Source organism: Dolichospermum sp. UHCC 0259 (assembly GCF_009711935.1).
Classification (GTDB): Bacteria; Cyanobacteriota; Cyanobacteriia; order Cyanobacteriales; family Nostocaceae; genus Dolichospermum.
The window spans coordinates 1-18871 of the sequence record NZ_VIKX01000177.1; the positions used below are offsets into that span (position 1 = coordinate 1).

An 18871-nucleotide genomic window follows, 5' to 3' on the forward strand; every position below is an offset into this window, starting at 1 on the left:
GTGAGGCGATTAGCATAAAATTTTACCCATCAAAACTTTTCAAACACCCTCTAAGCCTGTACCTTCATGTTGACGATTCAGGGCGCTATCAATCTGTGTGAAGGGTTGAAAGAGTTTTTGCATATTTTCTGCACTGATGCCAATACCAGTATCAGCGATCGCAAACTGGAGGGCATTTTTGATATCTGAATCTAAGGTAGAATTTTCTCCTCCGGGCTGGGAGGGTGAAGCGTAGGATACTTCTAGGGTGATGCGTCCTCCGGGAGGGGTGAATTTAACTCCATTATTCAGGATATTAATTAACACTTGACGGATTCGCCGCTCGTCTACGGATATATCAGGCAGACCTGTGGGGATGTGCTGTATAACCTGGATACGCTTTTCTAGGGCTTGTTGTTTAATGAAGACGAGGCTAGACTCGCACAGGTGACTAATGGCGACTGTGGAATAGTTGAGTTCTATCTTACCTGACTCAATTTTGGCCACATCTAAAATATCGTTAATTAGCGCCAGTAGGTGATTAGCGCTGCGTTCAACGGTATGGAGAGCTTTGATTTGCTTGTCACTGATAATACCAAATATTTCATCTTGCAGTCCTTCGGTCATGCCGAGAATGGCATTGAGAGGGGTACGCAATTCGTGACTCATATTGGCCAAAAACTCATCTTTGAGGCGGGTGGCGCGGGCTAGTTCTTGGTTAGAGATGTCTAATTCTTGATTACGTTGAGTTAGTTGCTCTTGGGTTTTTTGACGTTGGCTCAGTTCCTGTTGTAATTGCTGAAAGAGGTTAACTTGCTGAATAGCGATCGCTAATTGGTTAGCAACTTGTTGTAAAAACTGGGCTTCTGCTTCTTGCCAAACTCGTTGACTACTGCAAGCATGAACTACTACAATCCCCCAGAGTTTGTTATAGGTATGGGGATTTTGCCAGCGATGATTTTCTAAACCGTGGGCTTCCTGCAAAATCGGAGCGACTATTTTCGATTTAATGTTACCTTCTTGGGAATATTCTCTGAGGCAATCTGTCCAAATATCATCCATGACATCGGGGACGATGCGGGGCTGACCTTGCCAATAGGTATTTAATATTTCATCATCCCAAACTTCATCTTCCCATTGGCGATTTTTAAATTTGGTAAACTCTGGGAAGACGCTTTCTTCGACGATTTGACTACGACCATCAGGGAAGAGACGGAAAATAATCACGCGATCGCACTGAATAATCTCCTGCACTTCCTGGGTGACGATCTGCAAAATTTCTTCCAGAGACAGGGATTGACGATGACGAGTCTGCTCGGTAATTTTCGCCAAAGCTTGCTGTTCCCGCAGTTGCTGGGCAATTTTGGCTTCTGCCTGTTGGCGGATCACCAGTTCTGACTGCGCTTGATGATAGAGATTTGCCTGTTGAATAGCGATCGCCAATTGGTTAGCTATTTGTTTGACAAGGGCAACTTCAAACTCTTGCCAGCAACGGGGCTGAGAACATTGATGAATACATAGCAAACCCCATAAATTTTCTCCCTGTAATAATGGAACTACCAAATTAGCTCGAATCTGAAACTGTGCCAAAACATCACGATGGCAATCTGTAAGTCCAGCATTGTCAATATCATCTACTACTTGCAATATCCCCTGCCGATAGGAAGCCGCATATTGTTCCCCAAAACAGTGGTCATGAATACGGATACTCATGGCCGATGGATAGCCAGCCACTAAAGACTCGGCAATAAATTCACCGTCGTCAAAATTGGACTCAGGATAAAACTTGAAAATTCCCACCCGGTCAGCATCAAGGACTTGGCGAATTTCTTGACAAGCAGTGTTAAAAATACTTTCCAACTCCAGAGATTCTCGAATCCGTTTGGTAATTGTTAATTGTAAGTGTTCCTGTTCTGCTCGCTGTTGTGTGGCTTCTTCTGCCCTTTTGCGATCGCTAATATCAACTAGATAGCCCACACAGTCGTCAATCACACCCTCACTATCCCGATTTAACCGCAACTGGGCAAAAAACCAACGATAAGTCCCATTAGCATGGAGGAGACGATATTCATGGGAATAAATTTCCGATTCTGTCAACTGGGTAAGTCCAGCCACAACCCGATCAAGATCATCAGGATGGAGATGGTCAACCCAGAAATTTGGTTGCTCCAGAAATTCTTGCGGAGAATAGCCTAACACCTGCTGCACATTATCACTAATAAAGGTAGCCCGATAATCATTTTCAGGTTCACAGCTAAACACAATTGTGTGACTAGATTGCATCAAAACCCGGAGACGTTCTTCTGTTTGCCGCAGAACTGCTTGGGTTTTCTTCAATTCCGTCACTTCCACCACTACCGCATTTATTGCCCGTCGTCCATTAGCTAGTTGTATAGGTAAATAGCTGACAATCCAATCCCGCAGCACATTGGGTTGGGCAGGGGTTGTCCCCTGGATGGGGATGTTGCGGACTACTTCCTGAGTCTCCAGGATTTGCTGAAATAGAGGTTCAAGGGTGGGAGTTAGGTCGGGCAAAACGTCCTGTAGTGTTTTATCCAAATGATCTGCGGCAGAGATACCATTCATTTCTGCCATTACTTCATTAATTCGCAGGAAGCGATAATCTTCATCAATCAAGGCAAAGCCAACCTCAGAAGAAGAGTAAATCAGTTCTAATTCATCGGTGCGGGCTTGTAGTTCCTGCTGGACTCGTTTCATTTCATCAATATTGATAAAATTAATGACTAAACCATCCACCTGATTTTTATCCTGTAAATAGGGATAAATCCGCATCAGGAAATTTTGATGATTAGGAGTAAGGGAAACTTCCTGCTCAATTGGTTGTTCTGTATCTAAAACCTGTTGCAATAGCTCCAATAAATTGGGGCAGTGAAAGTTATAGTTCAGGTGTTGAATGGGGCGATGAACATCGGTGGGTAGTAGATTCACAGCTAAAGTAGCGGCTAGAGTAAATTTACGTACCCGCAAATTACAGTCTAGGAAAATTACACCAATTTCACTACTTCGCAGTAAGTTGTCAATATCGTTGTTCAGTTCAATCAGTTGGCCAATTTTGATTTGATATTCAGCATTAAGAGAATACAGTTCTTCGTTGAGGGAATGTAGCTCTTCATTGGTGCTTTGCAGTTCCTCGTTAGAAGCAACTAATTCTTCGTTAGTGGCTTGTTGTTCTTCGTTGATCACTTCCAGTGACTCAATTGTGGAGTGCAAATTTTCGTGGGCTTGTTCTAGTTCATATTCCAGATTAAAAATGCGTTGACTAGCTTCCACTTCTTGCTCAAATTTTTCCACCGGACGGGGCTGGATTGGTTGCACCTCATTTTCAATAATCACCATGAAAAAGTCATCAACGCGGGTATCCCCAGGGTAGTAGGTAACTTCTAAATTGACGTAACGAATTACGTCTCTTTGGTGAAAGTGAATGCCATCATAGAGGACAGGTTTTAGCTCTCGCTTGGCTCGATGCAAGGCAGTAGTGATGGGAAGATCCAGTTCATTAGGGAGTAGATCAGATATCTGGTTCATACTGCTTTGTGGCATTTCCATGATCTGGGCAGCATCGGTAGCCATATAAAACAATGTTAATTCATCGTTAAAGAGGAGACAGGTACAGCCCCGCTGTTGGGCAAAGCCACTCAAAGCCTTAACAAAAAGGGTATCAACCTGTTTGCTGCTGCGGCGAGAAACTGGGGAACGGGAGACAGGAATGGTATTGTATTCTAGGTTTTCGGTAAAGAGGGGTAGGCGAACATTACGACGTTTTTGGTAAATTTTGTATCGTTCCTCAAGGGGGCTAAATTCTTCGAGTAAGTCCCCTGGAGTTTCCGCAGCCCCCAGAAATAACACCCCTTTATATACCAGGGAAAAATGCAGCATTCGCATGATGTGCTGTTGTAAAATCGGCTGCATATAGATCAGGACATTGCGACAACTGATCAGGTGCATTCGTGTAAAACCGATATTTTTGGCCAGGTTGTGGGGGGCGAAGATCATGCTTTCTCTCAGGGTGCGAGAAACATAAAAGTTGCCATCACTAAAGATGAAATATTTTTCTAACCGTTCAGGGGAGACATCAATGGCAATACTTTCGGGATAAATTCCTTCGGATGCTTTGGCCAAGGCTGTATGATCAATATCTGTGGCGAATATCTTGAAACTGATATTTTTCCCTAATTTAGTGACTAGTTCATCTATGAGAATGGCCATAGAATAGGCTTCTTCGCCGCTGGCACAGGCTGTCACCCAAATTCGCAATTTTTGACCATTTTCCAATTCATTGATCAGTTGGGGCAAGACTGCGTTTTCTAGATATTCCCAAGCTTGAGGATCACGGAAAAACCTGGTTACACCGATCATCAAGTAATCTCGTAGCAATACCCGTTCTGCTGATGAGGTTTTCAGGTAGTTTATATATTCCTCTATGTGAGTGTATTCACTCATGGAAAACCGGCGATAGATGCGACGGCTGAGGGTATTGGGTTTGTAGTGGGAAAAATCCAGTTTTTCGTATTCGTTGAGAATATAAATGATTTTCTGTAGTTTGTCTGATTCTAGTTTTTGTAGCAAGGGTTCTGAGGATGTTGCACCTGATCGCTGCATTTGGATGATTTCATAAACCCTCCGGGCGATTTCCTGGGGAGGTAAAACTTGATCTACAATGCCAGAGGCGATAGCGAAGCGCTCCGTAGGAATCGCACTTTGGGGCATTCCGTCAAATTCTGCCGTAGCTGGAGACTGGACAAAGGTTAATCCTCCGGCTTCACTGATGCTCTGTAAACCCCATGTACCATCGTTGCCTGTCCCAGAGAGTACAACACCAAGTGAGCGATCGCCCCGATCCTTGGCTAAAGATTCAAAAAAAATATTAATTGGGAAATTAGGTTGCTGACTGGGAAACTTATTCTGCTCAATCAGCTTGATTATGCCATTTTCAATAATTAAATTATGACCAGGAGTATTCAAATAAACAATATTCGGCTCAACTTTCATCCCCTCTTTTACCCGCTTTACTGTCATTCGGGTGCGTCTTTCCAGTAACTCTTTCATCACGCTTTTAAAGTCGGGTGATAAGTGCTGCACTACCACAAAGGCTGCACCACTATCAGCAGGCATATTGTCAAAAAACTCTTCTACTGCTTGTAAACCACCAGCAGAAGCTCCCACCCCAACTAAAAAACAATTGTCTATTTTCACAACCATTAGCCTACTTTGATTTACTACTATGTATGTTTGAAAACATACTTAAGCATCACATCCGATTTTGGTCAAAAAAGATTATCGCTCTCGATAGTAGTCTCAGTTTAGTTTTTATCAAAACCATATTATTATATTACACCTATAATCAGTAATTTCAAGCTTCAGTTTTACATATCTTGATCACTTGTCCCAAGTTGGGGGGATCTCGGAGGCTAACCGATATAATTAGTTTTGGTTTGTAATTTTGGTTTGTAATTTTAAATTGTCATGACTCTACCTAATTGGATTACTTTTTCTCGACTGTTAGGAATACCTTTTTTACTTTACGGTTTATATAATCCCACCAATGAAGCAAGATGGATATGTTTAACTATATTTTTAATTGCAGCCTTAACTGATTGGTTAGATGGATATTTAGCCAGAAAACTCAACCAAATTAGCGAATTAGGTAAGTTTCTTGATCCTTTAGTAGATAAGTTATTGGTACTCGCACCATTATTAGTATTAGTAGAATTAGGGAAAATCCCAGCTTGGGCAGTATTTATAATTTTAGCACGGGAACTAGCGATCGCCGGTTGGCGAGTTAATCAAACCACCATCAGCGGTGCAAATATTTGGGGTAAACTGAAAACAGTTAGTCAAATCATTGCCATATCTTTACTAATTGCTCCTTTATCACCAACTTGGCAAACTCCCGTTTTAATTGCCTTTTGGATATCTGTAATATTGACAATTGTTTCAGGAATCATTTATCTGATTCCTCAAAAAATTAGCGAAGAAAAATAAAAAATGTGAAATTTACCACAGTTTATTCAAATATGACATAAATCAAAATAAATTTTAGCCACAAGATCACCCGGATTTAATTGCAGACAATTTCCAAATAATTCTGCTGCTTGAGAAAATTCTCCTCGAATGTAAAGGGATAAAGCTGTTTCAAAGACTGTGAGTGTTGCTAATTTTCCTGCTTTAACTTCTGCTATATCAACATCAAAAACCTCATAAACTGTTACTTTTTTGGCTTTTCCCTTGACTTTCACAGTATCAATAATGCGAATAGCATAATCATTAGGATTTTTTAAATGAAAATAAGTCTGTTCTGTAATTAATAAAGATACTCCATAATTTTTGGTGAGAGTTTCGACACGAGAAGCTAGATTAACTGCATCACTAATTACTGTACCATCAATGCGACTTTTTCCCCCCACTGTTCCTAACATTAAATGACCTGTATTAATGCCAATTCCAATTTTAATAGGAGAATAACCTAATTCGATCCGATATTGATTATATTGCCCCAGATTTTGTAACATACTAATCCCTGCTTTTACTGCATTATCAGCTTCACCGCTAAATAATGCCATAATTGCATCACCAATATATTTATCAATAAATCCTTGATTTTCAATAATTACTGGTTCCATATAACTCAGATAAGAATTAATAAACTTAAAATTTTCCTCTGGAGTCATACTTTCAGAAATAGTAGTAAAATCTCGAATATCGGAGAATAGCACTGACATTTCTAACTGTACGTGATCTCCTAATTCGACATCAATAATACTTAATTTATTCAACAATTCGAGAAATTGATGAGGAACAAATCTCTGATATGCTTTGTTTATTTGAAAAAGTTCTTTTGTGAACGCCTTTCGGTCAATTTCAGCTTGCTTGCGAGCAGTAATATCTTCTGCAAAACCTTGATAGTAGAGTATTTTTTGGTAATTATCATATACAGCACAGGTATTTTCACTAATCCAAATAGTGCTACCATCTCGACGATAAATTAGAGACTCAAATTCATACAATTCGCCTTGTTTTTGTAATATTTCTAAAAATTGAACATGACGGTGTGGTTCAACATATAATTGATGTTGACTATCACTCATATCTGCTATCAACTCTTCAGGAGAATTATAGCCATATAGCTTGGCTAAAGCTAAGTTAGCATCAATATAAATTCCTTCATAGGAAATTTTAAAAATTCCGATAATAGCATTTTCAAAAATTGCCCTAAACTTGCGTTCGCTAGTAGTTACCAATTCTAAAGATTTTTCTAATTCTTTATTTAAAAGTTGAAGTTCAATATTTTTCTCTGCTAATTTTTTAGCTTGAACATAACTATTTATGGCTTCTTTAACAGTTAAAATCAGGTCTTCTGATTGCCATGGTTTAGTAATATAACGATATAGTTTAGCATATTTAATTGCATTGCCTACTGCTTGGATATCGGCTTGTCCTGTTAGCATTATTTTGAGAGCTTTTGGCAAAATAAGATGAATTTCTTTTAATAGTTCATCACCTTTGATATCAGGCATAATATAGTCAGAAATAATTAATATAATTTCATATTCATCTTCTTGTAATTCTTCAATTAGCTCTAATGCTTCTTTGCCACCCTGAGCAATTTCCACTATGCAGCTATTACCAATAGCCTCTTGTATCTCTACTTTAAGGCTTTTGATTACAACCATCTCATCATCAATACAAAGAATTACTTGTTTACTCATAATTTATCTAAACTAGATTTGATAATTTCTAACAAATCGTTTTCTGACCAAGGTTTATATAAGCAACAATGGATGTTAGCTTCTTCTTTTGCTCGTTGAATTGCTGACTCATCAGCTTGTCCTGTTAATAGAATTTTAATAGTTTCAGGAAATTGTTGATGAACTTTTATAAAAAATTCATCTCCTTTCATTCCCGGCATTAACCAATCTGAGACAATGATAATAATTTTAATACCTTCTTTATTGAGTTCTGCAATTAGCTCTAAAGCCTCATCAGCATCTTGTGCCATTTCATATTCATAGGTATTTCCAAATGCTTCTTTTAGTTGGGTATTTAGGCTTCGTAATACAATTTCTTCATCATCAACACACAAGATTACTAATTTAGACATTTTGGTTTTCCTTGATAGGTTGTATTGGCAGCATAATTTGAAATGTAGTTTTTCCAGGTTTGCTGGCTACAGTAATTTGTCCTGAATGTTTATTTAATATCTGTTTAACAATATCTAATCCTAAGCCACTACCTTCTCCTGGAGGTTTAGTTGTGAAAAATGGTTCAAATATTTTTGACATAATTTCCTCTGGTATGCCTTTGCCAGTGTCAGTAAAATTCATAATTATCTGATGATCAATAACATCAGTTTCAATAGTCAAAGTCCCTCGATAATCCATTGCTTGCAAGGAATTATGAATGAGATTAGTCCAAACTTGATTAAGTTCGTCAGGATAACATAAAATTGATGGTATATCTCCGTATTTTGTAATTAATTCTACGCCTTGTTTCAGCTGATTTTGATAAAGTGTTAAGATGGTTTCAATGCCATCAGTTAAATTAGCTAAAATCATTTCACTAGATGGTTGATGTCGAGCATAAGTTTTTAAAGCAAATACCACTTTTGAGACTCTATCTATAGCGATATTAATAGTTTTTGTTCCTCTTTTTAATTCAGAAAGTTTATAGGCTATTTCTACAATCTCTAAGCCATTAGATTTGTGAAGTAAAGGTATAAAGGCTTCAATATCATGACAAACACCCATAGTTATAAATCTATCAGCAATAATATCTATATCGGCAATTCCTAATGTTTCTAATTGTGCCTTTAAGGCTCGTTTTAATTGCCGTTCTTCTCTGGTAGAATATCGAGATTCTTGTTGAAGTGACCGTTGTAATAAATTAGAAAAAACATCTATTTCTTCTGAAGAAATAGATTGGAATAGCATCGGTAATTTTTCTAAAGTTTGCTCTAAGAACTTGGAAATATTCCCCGCAGACGAGCGAATTGCTCCTAGAGGTGTGTTGATTTCATGGGCAACTCCAGCAACTAGTTGACCGAGGGCAGCCATTTTTTCAGTTTGAATTAACTGAGTTTGAGATTCTTGTAGTTGCAGCAATGTTTCCTCTAATTTTTCTGCTTGCTGTCGTAGTATTGTTTTTGACTCTACAAGATATGTCTGTGCTTGTTTTAATTCAGTAATGTTAGTAGCTGTACCAGTTATACCTAAAACATTTCCCTCTTGATCTTTCAACACACTCGCATTACACAACAAATTCAAGCGTTTGCCATTCTTAGCGATGATGACTGATTCATATTGAAAGACTGATTCTTCTGCTAATATACGTGAAAAAACTTTTATATTTTCCTGAATTTGTTCCGGTGGTTCAAAGTCACTACAATGACAACCAATCATTTCTTCTGGTTCATAGCCATAGATGTATCTCACGGCTTGATTCACAAATGACCAGTACCCTTGGGTATCTACTGACCAGATAATATCTTGAGAGGTTTCTACTAAGTGACGATACTTTCTTTCACTTTCCTTCAAAGCTTGTTCAGTTTGTACGCGGGTGATGCCCAACGAAATCTCATTTACCGCCAATTCTAATGCATCCAGAGTTACTTCTGATAGGGGGTGACGGGCAAACATGGCAATTACACCAATGAGATTGCCGTTTAAAATTAGTGGATATCCAGCGAAAGCAACCATGCCTTCCTGCTTTGCCCATTCTTTGTCACTTACACGAGGATCTTCCAAAACTTTATTAGTCAGGTGCGGTTGACGTTCTTGGGCAATTAAGCCAATTTTGAACATTCCTACAGGAACTCGACCGTGCAGACCATCAATATGGGTGTAGAGTCCTGAACTAGCTTGTAGTTCTAGCATATTTTCTTGATAATTTATTGTCCAGATGCGAGCAAAGGACGCATCTAGACATTTAACCATAGCATCAGTACAGCGCTTTAAAGTTGTCTGTAGTGTTTGGCTTTGGGTGATAGCAGCGTTAATTGCTACATGAAATGATGCTAATTTTACCTGATCTGCTAGTTCAGTTTCCACCCGTTTTTTCTGAGTGAGATAGCGGATAATACCAACTAGGAAGTTATTACCTACTTCATCCACAAACACAGATTTTTTCGTGAAGATATGGTGTGCTACACCATGAATATCGGCAAAAGATTCTTCATTTTCGCTGGTAATACCTGTGGTGAAAACCAATTCATCTTTCTCCCAAAAAACATCGGCTTCTGCTTTAGGAAAGACATCATAATCTGACTTACCAAGGAGTTCTTCTCCGTTATGTCCTATAAAATTAGACATGGCATCGTTGAATAGTATCCAGCGATGTTGACGGTCTTTGACAAAAATCGGATCAGATATGCTGTTAATAATTTGCAACAAAAACTCTGGCAAAAAGTTTGTTTTTTGGCTTCCCTGTGTTTGTTGGCAATCAAATGAGCGTCCAAAATCAGTCATGTTTAAGTCCAATACCCGTGAATGAATTTTTTCATATATCTCAATAATGTAGCCAAAAAAAGAGGATGAAGAGAGGGCTGATGTAGTAGAGTTATAGTCTTCCAAAACAAAAACTCAAAAACTTTTAACCTGCCCATGTTCGATATCCTAACACTATTGCAATGCCTACTACCGGCAAATTTAAGTCACGACGATGCGGCAGTTGAACCAGATCATCATAGCCATGAGCGGGCGAGTAACGATGTTGGAAATATCACGTTGGACGCAGCAACAAAAAACCCCAGTGAAACTAGGGTTGATTAAGAGAAATATGAATGACGATTAGATACAAATACCGAAGCTGAAAATTTTAGCTAACCCCCAAGGCAATTAAAACTATAGAAGCTAAAAATAATACTGCTACTTCACCTTGAAAAGCATATTTGCTTTGTTGCTCTTTTGTAGGAAATTCTGCGTAGTAAAGCTTAGGTTCTTTGGAGTAGTTATTAAGAATGCCTGTTTCGTTAATTGTGGTATACATAATTTTTTTCTTTGGTTTGTTACTTTATGTAAACTAATATAACAAGATTGTTACAAAGTGTCAATAGAACTTGACAAAAAAATAATTGATGCTATACATAATCGCTGCTTATCTGAAATTAGATGTTATTTTCGAGATCAGCTTCGACGTTTAAGTGGGCAGTAAAGCAAGAAATAGCAAGAAAAAAACCCTGGCGAAACTGACCAGGGTTGATTAGGAGAAAATTTAAATGACGATTAGATACAAATACCGAAGCGGAAAATTTTAGCTAACTCCTAAAGCAATTAGAACTACAGAAGCTATAAACAATACTGCCACCGCACCTTGAAAAGCATATTTGTTTTGTTGTTCTTTGGTGGGGAATTCGGAGTAGTAAAGCTTGGGTTCTTTGGAGTAGTTATTAAGAATGCCTGTTTCGTTAGTTGTGGTATACATAATTTTTTTCTTTGGTTTGTTACTTTATGTAAACTAATATAACAAGATTGTTACAAAGTGTCAATAGAACTTGACAAAAAATAGTTGATGCTATACATAAGCCTTGCTTATCTGAAATTAGATGTTATTTTCGAGATCAGCTTTGACATTTAAGTGGGCTAAAATCAATTCAACTAACCCAGAGCCAAACTGACCCCAAGTAACTGCAAACCGTAGGAAGTAACAAATCATGATCGCAGCCAAAGACAACGCTCCCCACCTCACCCCAGAAGAGTATTTCACTTGGGAAGAACAGCAACTAGAAAAACACGAACTGATCGACGGTCAAGTTTATGCCATGAGCGGCGGTAGCAAAAACCATAGTTTACTTGCTGCCAAATTTATCACATTGTTTACTAGTCATTTAGAAGGGAGTGGCTGCGACACCGCGACTTCAGACCTGAGAGTTAATATTGTTGGCACAAATAACTACACCTATCCCGATGTCAGCGTCACCTGCGACGATCACGATAAAACCACAACCCAATATATTACCTACCCCTGCTTAATTGTTGAAGTTCTCTCAAAAACTACCGAAGCCTACGACAGAGGCGGCAAGTTCAGAATGTATCAAAATAACCCAATTTTGAAAGATTACCTATTGGTTAGTTCCACTGCGATCGAAATAGATTTGTATCACAAAAATGATGCGGGACAATGGATGATTATTAACTATGGAGAAGGTGACACCATTGAACTAAAAAGCATCAATCTTAGTTTCCCCATTGAACAAGTTTATCGGGGTCTAAACCTTACCCCAGAATCTTAATCAATTCGATCATTTCAGACTATCGCTAATCTAGCTCGCAATCATCATGCCTCAATCTGAACCAAAACTCGAACAAAACCTGATCAAACGTCTAACGGGACTACGCTACGAACCCGTCCACAGTGAAAATTAATATAATTGAAAATTGGGGCAAAAATATTTTAGCAGTTCACAAACTAGTTGTAAACTGCTATATAATAATAGATTCATTTTAAATGGGCAGTACCATACTCGAACTGATGACATCCTGCTTGTAAGGCAGGCGCTCTACCAACTGAGCTAACCGCCCGTTCTGTAAAATCAGAGCAAACTGACATAGACATCAAAGCAATCAGGTAAAAAATATCCGATTTGTTTTGGACAGCTTTCCGCTGCTAAACAAACTAAATTTTCTTTTCATAACCGTTCTGAAAGCAAAATCAGCCCGCCCCTGAACACTTAATCAATATAACATAGCCTTTCTGAATTTTGCAAGTCTTTTGAGAAATTTTTTTTGGGAGTATTGGAAAGGCTGATGGGAACGGGATTAAGCTATACTTACTCAGGATTTCACTGTTAATTTTAGATTTTAATTTCGATGCCCTCTGGTCAAACGCACGATCGCATTACTATTTGGTCTATGCCTGTGGTGGCTGCTGTCACGCTGGTTTCCACTCACAGCAGTAATATGACTTTGTTGGTGGCGGGTGGGTTTATGTTTGGGGGGCTGATGTTTGGTCCCGATTTGGATATTTACTCCCGTCAATTTCAGCGGTGGGGTTTTCTGCGGTGGATTTGGCTACCCTATCAAAAAAGTTTGCGCCATCGGTCTTTTTTATCTCACGGTCCGATTATTGGTACAACGTTACGGGTGGTGTATCTGACGACTTTTTTGGCGTTGGTGGCGTTGGTGGTGGTGATGATTTTCACCAAGTTGGGAAATGTAGCTTGGAATTGGGGGGAAGTGTGGGGGACTGTGGGGAAGACTATCTATCTGTATTATGGAGAATTTTTTGCCCTCTTTATCGGTTGTGAACTGGGGGCAATGAGTCATTCTTGTAGTGATTGGACTGTTTCTGGTTACAAGCGATATCAAAAACAGGGTATTCAAGGTTTACTTCCCCGTGCCAAAATTAAGAAACGTAAAGTTAGCCCCAGTCGTCGCAGTGCGAAGAAGCGGTAAAAAATATGGAAGTTAATCAGACTTTGCTGGCGTTGCAAGAATTAATTGATGTGGTGGCGAAATTGCGATCGCCTGAAGGTTGTCCTTGGGATTTGGCACAAACACCGGAAAGCCTCACACCTTATGTGATTGAAGAGGCTTATGAAGTGGTAGATGCTATTCAAACAGGGGATAAAAAGGCTATTTCTGAAGAATTAGGTGATTTATTATTACAGGTAGTATTACAAGCCCAAATTGCTAGTGAAGCTAATGATTTTTCTTTGCAAGAAGTCGCTGAAGGCATTTCTCAAAAGTTAATTCGTCGTCATCCTCATGTATTTGGTGATGTGACTGTGGCGAATATAGATGAAGTACATAAAAATTGGGAAACCATCAAAGCGGCGGAAAAAGGAGAATCTGTAGAAACCCAAAAACTCAGTGATCAATTGAATCGTTATCGTCGGAGTCTGCCGCCATTAAGTGCGGCGATGAAGATATCCGAAAAGGCGGCTAAGGTTGGTTTTGAGTGGAATCATGTAGATGAGGTTTGGGGTAAATTTCATGAAGAGTTAGGGGAATTTCAACAAGCTTTAGCTGAAGAAACCAAAGAAAGACAAGAATCTGAATTAGGTGATTTATTATTTGCCATTATTCAAGTTGCCAGATGGCATAAACTTGACCCCAGCGCAGGTTTACAAGGGACAAGTCAGCGATTTATTCAAAGGTTACAAAAAATGGAGGATGTGATTGAACGTCCGTTGACAGATTATAGTTTAGAAGAATTAGAGGCCCTGTGGCAACAGGCTAAAGCCCAACTTGGTCACTAGGTGCTAAATAGCAATTGGTGATATATTTGCGTGAGACCAATTAATATTTAGAACATTTACAGCAGTTTTCATCTATTTAAACCAGACTTTGATTACCTTCTTCCTTTGCGCCTTCCCTACTTTGCGCTTTTGCGCGAAACAAAAACCGTGGTTCATTTACCTGAAATTCGCTTTATTCATAAGTGGGGCTTGCTGAAAAAGTTGACTTGTCAGTTCGCCATTTAGTGATGGCTGACAGTAAAATAATCGCCATATTTACGCCATTTATCTGCGTAATAGCTGATTACCAGATTGAACATCAAACCAGTGAAGATTTTGGGACGGTAAAGTTAATCTCATCTCTTCATGATTAGATTTTTCGTCTGGAGTTAACAAAACACGCACGGTCAACGCTTCCGCGTCATAACTATCAATACGCACACTTACTAAATTGTGCATACCTAAATTTTCCACCAGATATACTCGGCCTTGAATAGTCTGTGTATCCCCTGGTTGTGCAATCCTGATGTGTTCTGGACGGATACCTAACACAATTTTGGATGGTACTGTTGGTATATCTGGCAACAGTATTTTTGCATCACCTAACATTGCATAGTGTCCCTGACATGATAAAGTTAGCAAGTTCATTTTTGGACTACCAACAAATCCAGCTACAAATAAATTGGCTGGCTCATTGTATATACGTTCTGGTGAGTCGAGTTGCTGGACAAAACCATGATTAAGCACAGCCACTTTTGTTGAAAGTGTCATTGCTTCTGTTTGATCGTGCGTGACATAAAGCACCGGAGCTTTTTGGACAGCAAATATTTGTTTAATATCAGCACGGACTTGTTCCCGTAAAACTGCATCCAGGTTACTCAGTGGTTCATCCAGCAAGTAAACTTCAGCATGACGCACTAAAGCTCTACCGACAGCGACCCTCTGTCTTTGCCCCCCTGATAGTTGTCCGGGTTTACGCTGTAGCAATTCCTCTAATCCCAACAGTTCTGAAACTGCTGTTACGCGACGCTGAATTTCAACAGAAGGGGTTTTTTTCAACTTGAGTCCAGAGGCTAAGTTTTCAGATACAGTCATATGTGGGTAAAGGGCATAACTTTGAAATACCATCGCCATATTGCGATCGCCGGGACGTTTAAATGTGATATTCTCATCTCCAAGCAGTATCTGTCCGCTAGTTGGTTCCTCTAACCCTGCAATCATTCGTAGTATTGTTGACTTACCACAACCACTCGGACCTAGTAAAGTGAGAAATTCATTGTCATTTACAGTTAAATTAATGTTTTTAACTGGAATAATTTTAGAACTATAGGCTTTATTTAGGTTTTTTAGTTCTAGTTTTACCATTGTTCTGCTTTTAATTAATGATTTTATTTTTTGACTATTCTTACTTCTTCCTTTGTTATTGCTTCACAGCACCAGCGGTAAGGCCTTGAATGATCTGACGCTGAAAAAAGAAAAGAAGTAAAATTAAGGGTAACGTACCAACCACCGTCGCCGCAGCAATAGGTCCATAAGGAATCTCAAATACTGTAGCACCTCCCAATTGTGCCACTGCTACGGGAATCGTTTTCATTTCGTCACGAGTAATAAATGTCAGAGCAAAGATAAACTCATTCCAGGCAAAAATAAAAGTGATAATTCCAGTTGTTACCAAAGCAGGAATTGTCAATGGTAGTAGTATTTGCAGTAACATTTGCACAGTATTGTAGCCATCCACTCTGGCAGCATCTTCCAAGTCTTTTGGTAATTGCTGGAAATAACTGCGTAATACCAAAATCGTTAATGGTAAATTAATAGCTGCATAAGGAATAATCAGCGATAAATAGTTATTACCTAGATGTAACCCCTTGATAATTTCTAAAAGTCCCAAAAATAATAAAATTCCTGGGAATAAAGTAACAATCAAGATAGCTGCTATGATGGCTGTGCCACCCCAAGGACGTAACCTTGCTAAGACATAGGCCGCAGGCGCACCCACTACCAAAGATAAAACTGTAGAAACAATGGAGACAAAAGCACTATTCAATATATAAAGCCAAAAGGGACGACTAGTAAATAATTCGATGAAGTGATTGAAAGTAATTCGAGCAGGAAAATAAACGGTAGGAATTTTGGCAATATCTTGATTGAGTTTAAATGAGGTGAGTATCTGCCACATCAGTGGAGCTAGACAGAAAACCACTATTGGGAAAATTAGTACCCAAATTAAGATTTGTTGGCCTGAATTTTTGACTTTTGTTTGTAGTTTGGGACTTGTCATCAATTTTCTCTCAGTGACAGTATAGGAATTAGTAAATGCGCTTCACAGAAAATTTTTTGAGTAATAAACTAGCAATAGCTACTGCTGTAATCAACAAAAGAAATGTCACCACAACTAAAGCTGCTCCATATCCAAAATCTAAGTAACGCATCACGGTAGAGTAGATATACAGTGATACTACTTCCGTTGCACCACCTGGACCTCCACCAGTCATAACAGAAATCAAGTCAAAAACTCCAAAGGACTGAGCAAACCGAAACAAGGTAGCAATGAGTATTTGCGGACTCAATAGGGGTAGGGTAATCTGGTAGAAATTTTGCCAGGGTGTTGCACCATCCATCAGATGAGCTTCATACAAGTCAGGTGAAATTGACTGCAAACCAGCTAATAGCAAAATACTAATAAATGGAGTCGTTTTCCACACATCTGCAACTATCACGGCTATCATTGCTAATGTCGGTTCTCCCAACCAATTAATACCAGTTTGAATTAAACCTAACCGTAACAGAATATCATTAACAACTCCAAATTGGTCATTAAAAATCCAAGCCCAAGCGATACCAATGAGGGCGGTGGGCAAAGCCCAAGGTAGAATAGCTATTGTCCGTACTCCACCCCTGCCAAAAAACTGCTTATTTAGGACTAGGGCAATACCCAATCCCAGCAGTAACTCTAACAACACTGTTGATAAAGTGAATACTGTTGTTGTCCTCAAACTTTCCCAAAAACGACCATCCCCCACCATTCGCAGGTAATTGCTAAAACCACAAAAGACCGGTTGTAGTTTCGTTCCTAAGTTTTGAGTAAAAAAACTTAACCAAAAGGCTCGGACTATTGGATAGCCAAAGACAAATAGCAGCAACAGCATAGCAGGTAGTAGCAAAATCCATGCTGTTCGTTGTTCTTGACTTCTGATGGTTTGTTTGGTATTCATAGCTCATAAAGTTTTTTCATCGTTAATCTCCAGTCCCCAGTAATCTTCGAGTTTCATTAGCAGCAGCTTCCATTGCCGTTTCCGGGGTCATCCGATTTGTGAGTGCAGCACTAAGATAACGCTGTAAAATATCTGATACTTGGGCATACTGGGGAATGGGTGGACGTAAAACGGCTTTATCAGCTATTTCAAGTAACTGAGAATAATGAGGGTATTTACTGACAATTTCTGGATCTGTAAATAATGAGCGCCTGCTTGGCACAAAACCCCCTTTCAAAATAAATTGGCGCTGTGCTTCTTCACTGGTAAAGTATTGAATTGCTTTCCAAGCTTCTTGAGGATGTTTAGAAGATTTGGCAATTCCCAATCCCCAGCCGCCTAAACAAGTTCCTCCCATGTTACCAGGACTACTGGCCATAAGTTTGATACCAATTTTATCTTTAATGGGAGAATCTTCACCATTGGCTAGAGGCCAAACATAAGGCCAACTGCGTAAAAATGCCGCTTGACCGCTTTGAAATATACGTCTTGTATCCTCCTCCATATATGTTGTAGTTCCAGGTGGGGAAATTTCCTGTTCAATGGTATCTTTTAGAAAAGAGATCGCCTTTAATGTCTCAGGTTTATCTAAACCCACTTCTAAGTTATCAGGATTCACCCAAAATCCACCAAAACCTTGCAAAACTTCCACAAACATAGCCGCTAGTCCTTCGTACTGCCTTCCTTGCCAAAGATATCCCCAATTAATTTTTCCTTGGTTTTTTAAAGACTGAGAAATTTTGAATAACTCTGTAAAGCTTTCTGGTGGTTCAAATCCCCCTTGATCTAGCAGGTCTTTCCGGTAGTAAAGGACTCCTAAATCACTTCGGATCGGAATTCTGTAAAGTTTTCCTTCGTAACGTCCCGCTTCTATATCTGTAGGCGAAAATTTGGCTAACTCTTCTGCGGTAAGGCCATTACTCAAGTCTAATAACCAACCAGCAGCAGCAAACTTGGGTGTCCAAATAACATCCATATTGACCAAATCATAAGGGGATTCACCTAAGATAAATGCTGAAGTATATAAGTCTTCCACTAAATTTGTAGCGTTTGGACCTTCGATTAAATTGATACGAATCCCTGGATTTTTGGCTTCAAAGTCTTTTATTATACCTTGCTTCCAAGGTTGAGCATCGGGAGCAGTTAATAATAAATTCAGGACTACTGGTTGGTTTGATAAAGCTTGCGGCACGGAAAGTAAGATAATGCTGAGTAAAACAATGAGGAATATGCCTGTGTAATGTTTAAGATTTAGCAATATCTTTTTTTGCGGGTTTGTTTTGTTAAAATCAAAGGGTTTCATGGTAAAAACCATAATATAACAATTTTTTGCTGGATTTTGCAGGTTGTTATCATCTACTATATAAAACCTGGATAAAACCAGACTTTACTGTAACTGTTCACACTCCCCCACTAAAAAGGAATTAGGAAGTAACAGGGATAGGAG

At 39.0% G+C, this 18871-nt stretch carries 14 protein-coding genes, 1 tRNA gene and 1 pseudogene; 5 read left to right on the plus strand and 11 right to left on the minus strand.

The window, feature by feature from the left end; translation table 11 throughout:
• Positions 1-39: 39 nt before the first annotated feature.
• Positions 40-5193 (minus strand): chemotaxis protein CheB, encoded by a 5154-nt coding sequence (locus FJR05_RS13785; RefSeq protein ID WP_168644637.1) that lies wholly within the window; start codon positions 5191-5193, stop codon positions 40-42.
• 270 nt (positions 5194-5463) lie between these two features.
• Here FJR05_RS13785 and pgsA point away from each other — a divergent pair, with 270 nt between their 5' ends.
• Positions 5464-5982, plus strand: a complete 519-nt coding sequence (gene pgsA, locus FJR05_RS13790) for a CDP-diacylglycerol--glycerol-3-phosphate 3-phosphatidyltransferase (protein ID WP_168644638.1) — start codon at positions 5464-5466, stop codon at positions 5980-5982.
• 26 nt (positions 5983-6008) lie between these two features.
• Here the strand turns inward: pgsA and FJR05_RS13795 are convergent, their stop codons facing one another.
• Genes FJR05_RS13795 through FJR05_RS27660 form a run of 3 tightly spaced genes read right to left on the minus strand, consistent with a single transcriptional unit; the run spans position 6009 to position 10565 of the window.
• The gene (locus tag FJR05_RS13795) at positions 6009-7706 is read right to left on the minus strand and encodes a PAS domain S-box protein (RefSeq protein WP_168644639.1); all 1698 of its coding nucleotides are present in this window, start codon (positions 7704-7706) and stop codon (positions 6009-6011) included.
• Complete coding sequence (locus tag FJR05_RS13800; protein WP_168644640.1) at positions 7703-8098, minus strand: response regulator; 396 nt, start codon at positions 8096-8098, stop codon at positions 7703-7705. Before FJR05_RS13800 ends, FJR05_RS13795 begins: the two co-directional genes overlap by 4 nt.
• Positions 8091-10565 (minus strand): PAS domain S-box protein, encoded by a 2475-nt coding sequence (locus tag FJR05_RS27660; RefSeq protein WP_168644641.1) that lies wholly within the window; start codon positions 10563-10565, stop codon positions 8091-8093. The genes FJR05_RS13800 and FJR05_RS27660 overlap by 8 nt, the downstream gene beginning before the upstream one ends.
• 30 nt (positions 10566-10595) lie before the next feature.
• Between FJR05_RS27660 and FJR05_RS13810 the strand changes: the two are divergent.
• Positions 10596-10725 (plus strand): annotated as a pseudogene (locus FJR05_RS13810) (IS4 family transposase); the annotation flags it as partial.
• Positions 10726-10809: 84 nt separating this feature from the next.
• On the opposite strand, the gene psb34 (FJR05_RS13815) reads toward FJR05_RS13810, so the two are convergent.
• Together psb34 (FJR05_RS13815) and psb34 (FJR05_RS13820) are read right to left on the minus strand one after the other, a co-directional pair.
• Positions 10810-10980: a photosystem II assembly protein Psb34 gene (gene psb34 / locus FJR05_RS13815; RefSeq protein ID WP_168644642.1), complete on the minus strand. Its 171-nt coding sequence runs from the start codon at positions 10978-10980 to the stop codon at positions 10810-10812.
• A gap of 264 nt (positions 10981-11244) precedes the next feature.
• Positions 11245-11415, minus strand: a complete 171-nt coding sequence (psb34, locus tag FJR05_RS13820) for a photosystem II assembly protein Psb34 (protein WP_168644643.1) — start codon at positions 11413-11415, stop codon at positions 11245-11247.
• Positions 11416-11644: 229 nt separating this feature from the next.
• Between psb34 (FJR05_RS13820) and FJR05_RS13825 the strand changes: the two genes are divergently transcribed.
• Complete coding sequence (locus FJR05_RS13825; protein ID WP_168644644.1) at positions 11645-12223, plus strand: Uma2 family endonuclease; 579 nt, start codon at positions 11645-11647, stop codon at positions 12221-12223.
• 216 nt (positions 12224-12439) lie between these two features.
• On the opposite strand, the gene FJR05_RS13830 is transcribed toward FJR05_RS13825, so the two are convergent.
• A tRNA-Val gene (locus tag FJR05_RS13830) sits at positions 12440-12512 on the minus strand.
• A gap of 288 nt (positions 12513-12800) precedes the next feature.
• Between FJR05_RS13830 and FJR05_RS13835 the strand changes: the two genes are divergently transcribed.
• Both FJR05_RS13835 and mazG read left to right on the plus strand, forming a co-directional pair.
• Entirely contained in the window at positions 12801-13385 is a 585-nt protein-coding gene (locus tag FJR05_RS13835) for a metal-binding protein (protein ID WP_168644645.1), read from the plus strand.
• Between the two features lie 5 nt (positions 13386-13390).
• The gene (gene mazG / locus FJR05_RS13840) at positions 13391-14191 is read left to right on the plus strand and encodes a nucleoside triphosphate pyrophosphohydrolase (RefSeq protein WP_168644646.1); all 801 of its coding nucleotides are present in this window, start codon (positions 13391-13393) and stop codon (positions 14189-14191) included.
• A 264-nt stretch (positions 14192-14455) separates the two neighbouring features.
• Here the strand turns inward: mazG and FJR05_RS13845 are convergent, their stop codons facing one another.
• The 4 genes from FJR05_RS13845 to FJR05_RS13860 are packed head-to-tail and all read right to left on the minus strand — an operon-like array spanning position 14456 to position 18739.
• The gene (locus FJR05_RS13845) at positions 14456-15535 is read right to left on the minus strand and encodes an ABC transporter ATP-binding protein (protein ID WP_168644647.1); all 1080 of its coding nucleotides are present in this window, start codon (positions 15533-15535) and stop codon (positions 14456-14458) included.
• A 55-nt stretch (positions 15536-15590) separates the two neighbouring features.
• Complete coding sequence (locus FJR05_RS13850) at positions 15591-16451, minus strand: carbohydrate ABC transporter permease (RefSeq protein ID WP_168644648.1); 861 nt, start codon at positions 16449-16451, stop codon at positions 15591-15593.
• Between the two features lie 28 nt (positions 16452-16479).
• Positions 16480-17385, minus strand: a complete 906-nt coding sequence (locus tag FJR05_RS13855) for a carbohydrate ABC transporter permease (RefSeq protein ID WP_039203134.1) — start codon at positions 17383-17385, stop codon at positions 16480-16482.
• A 22-nt stretch (positions 17386-17407) separates the two neighbouring features.
• Complete coding sequence (locus FJR05_RS13860) at positions 17408-18739, minus strand: ABC transporter substrate-binding protein (RefSeq protein WP_254434649.1); 1332 nt, start codon at positions 18737-18739, stop codon at positions 17408-17410.
• Positions 18740-18871 lie beyond the last annotated feature (132 nt).

Bases quoted from the DNA above. Each gene is read 5' to 3' on its own strand.
- FJR05_RS13860 (WP_254434649.1), bottom strand. From the start codon at position 18,739: ATGGTTTTTACCATGAAACCCTTTGATTTTAACAAAACAAACCCGCAA.
- FJR05_RS13855 (WP_039203134.1), bottom strand. From the start codon at position 17,385: ATGAATACCAAACAAACCATCAGAAGTCAAGAACAACGAACAGCATGG.
- FJR05_RS13800 (WP_168644640.1), bottom strand. From the start codon at position 8,098: ATGTCTAAATTAGTAATCTTGTGTGTTGATGATGAAGAAATTGTATTA.
- FJR05_RS13795 (WP_168644639.1), bottom strand. From the start codon at position 7,706: ATGAGTAAACAAGTAATTCTTTGTATTGATGATGAGATGGTTGTAATC.
- FJR05_RS13850 (WP_168644648.1), bottom strand. From the start codon at position 16,451: ATGACAAGTCCCAAACTACAAACAAAAGTCAAAAATTCAGGCCAACAA.
- pgsA (WP_168644638.1), top strand. From the start codon at position 5,464: ATGACTCTACCTAATTGGATTACTTTTTCTCGACTGTTAGGAATACCT.
- FJR05_RS13835 (WP_168644645.1), top strand. From the start codon at position 12,801: ATGCCCTCTGGTCAAACGCACGATCGCATTACTATTTGGTCTATGCCT.
- FJR05_RS13825 (WP_168644644.1), top strand. From the start codon at position 11,645: ATGATCGCAGCCAAAGACAACGCTCCCCACCTCACCCCAGAAGAGTAT.
- mazG (WP_168644646.1), top strand. From the start codon at position 13,391: ATGGAAGTTAATCAGACTTTGCTGGCGTTGCAAGAATTAATTGATGTG.
- FJR05_RS13845 (WP_168644647.1), bottom strand. From the start codon at position 15,535: ATGGTAAAACTAGAACTAAAAAACCTAAATAAAGCCTATAGTTCTAAA.
- psb34 (WP_168644643.1), bottom strand. From the start codon at position 11,415: ATGTATACCACAACTAACGAAACAGGCATTCTTAATAACTACTCCAAA.
- psb34 (WP_168644642.1), bottom strand. From the start codon at position 10,980: ATGTATACCACAATTAACGAAACAGGCATTCTTAATAACTACTCCAAA.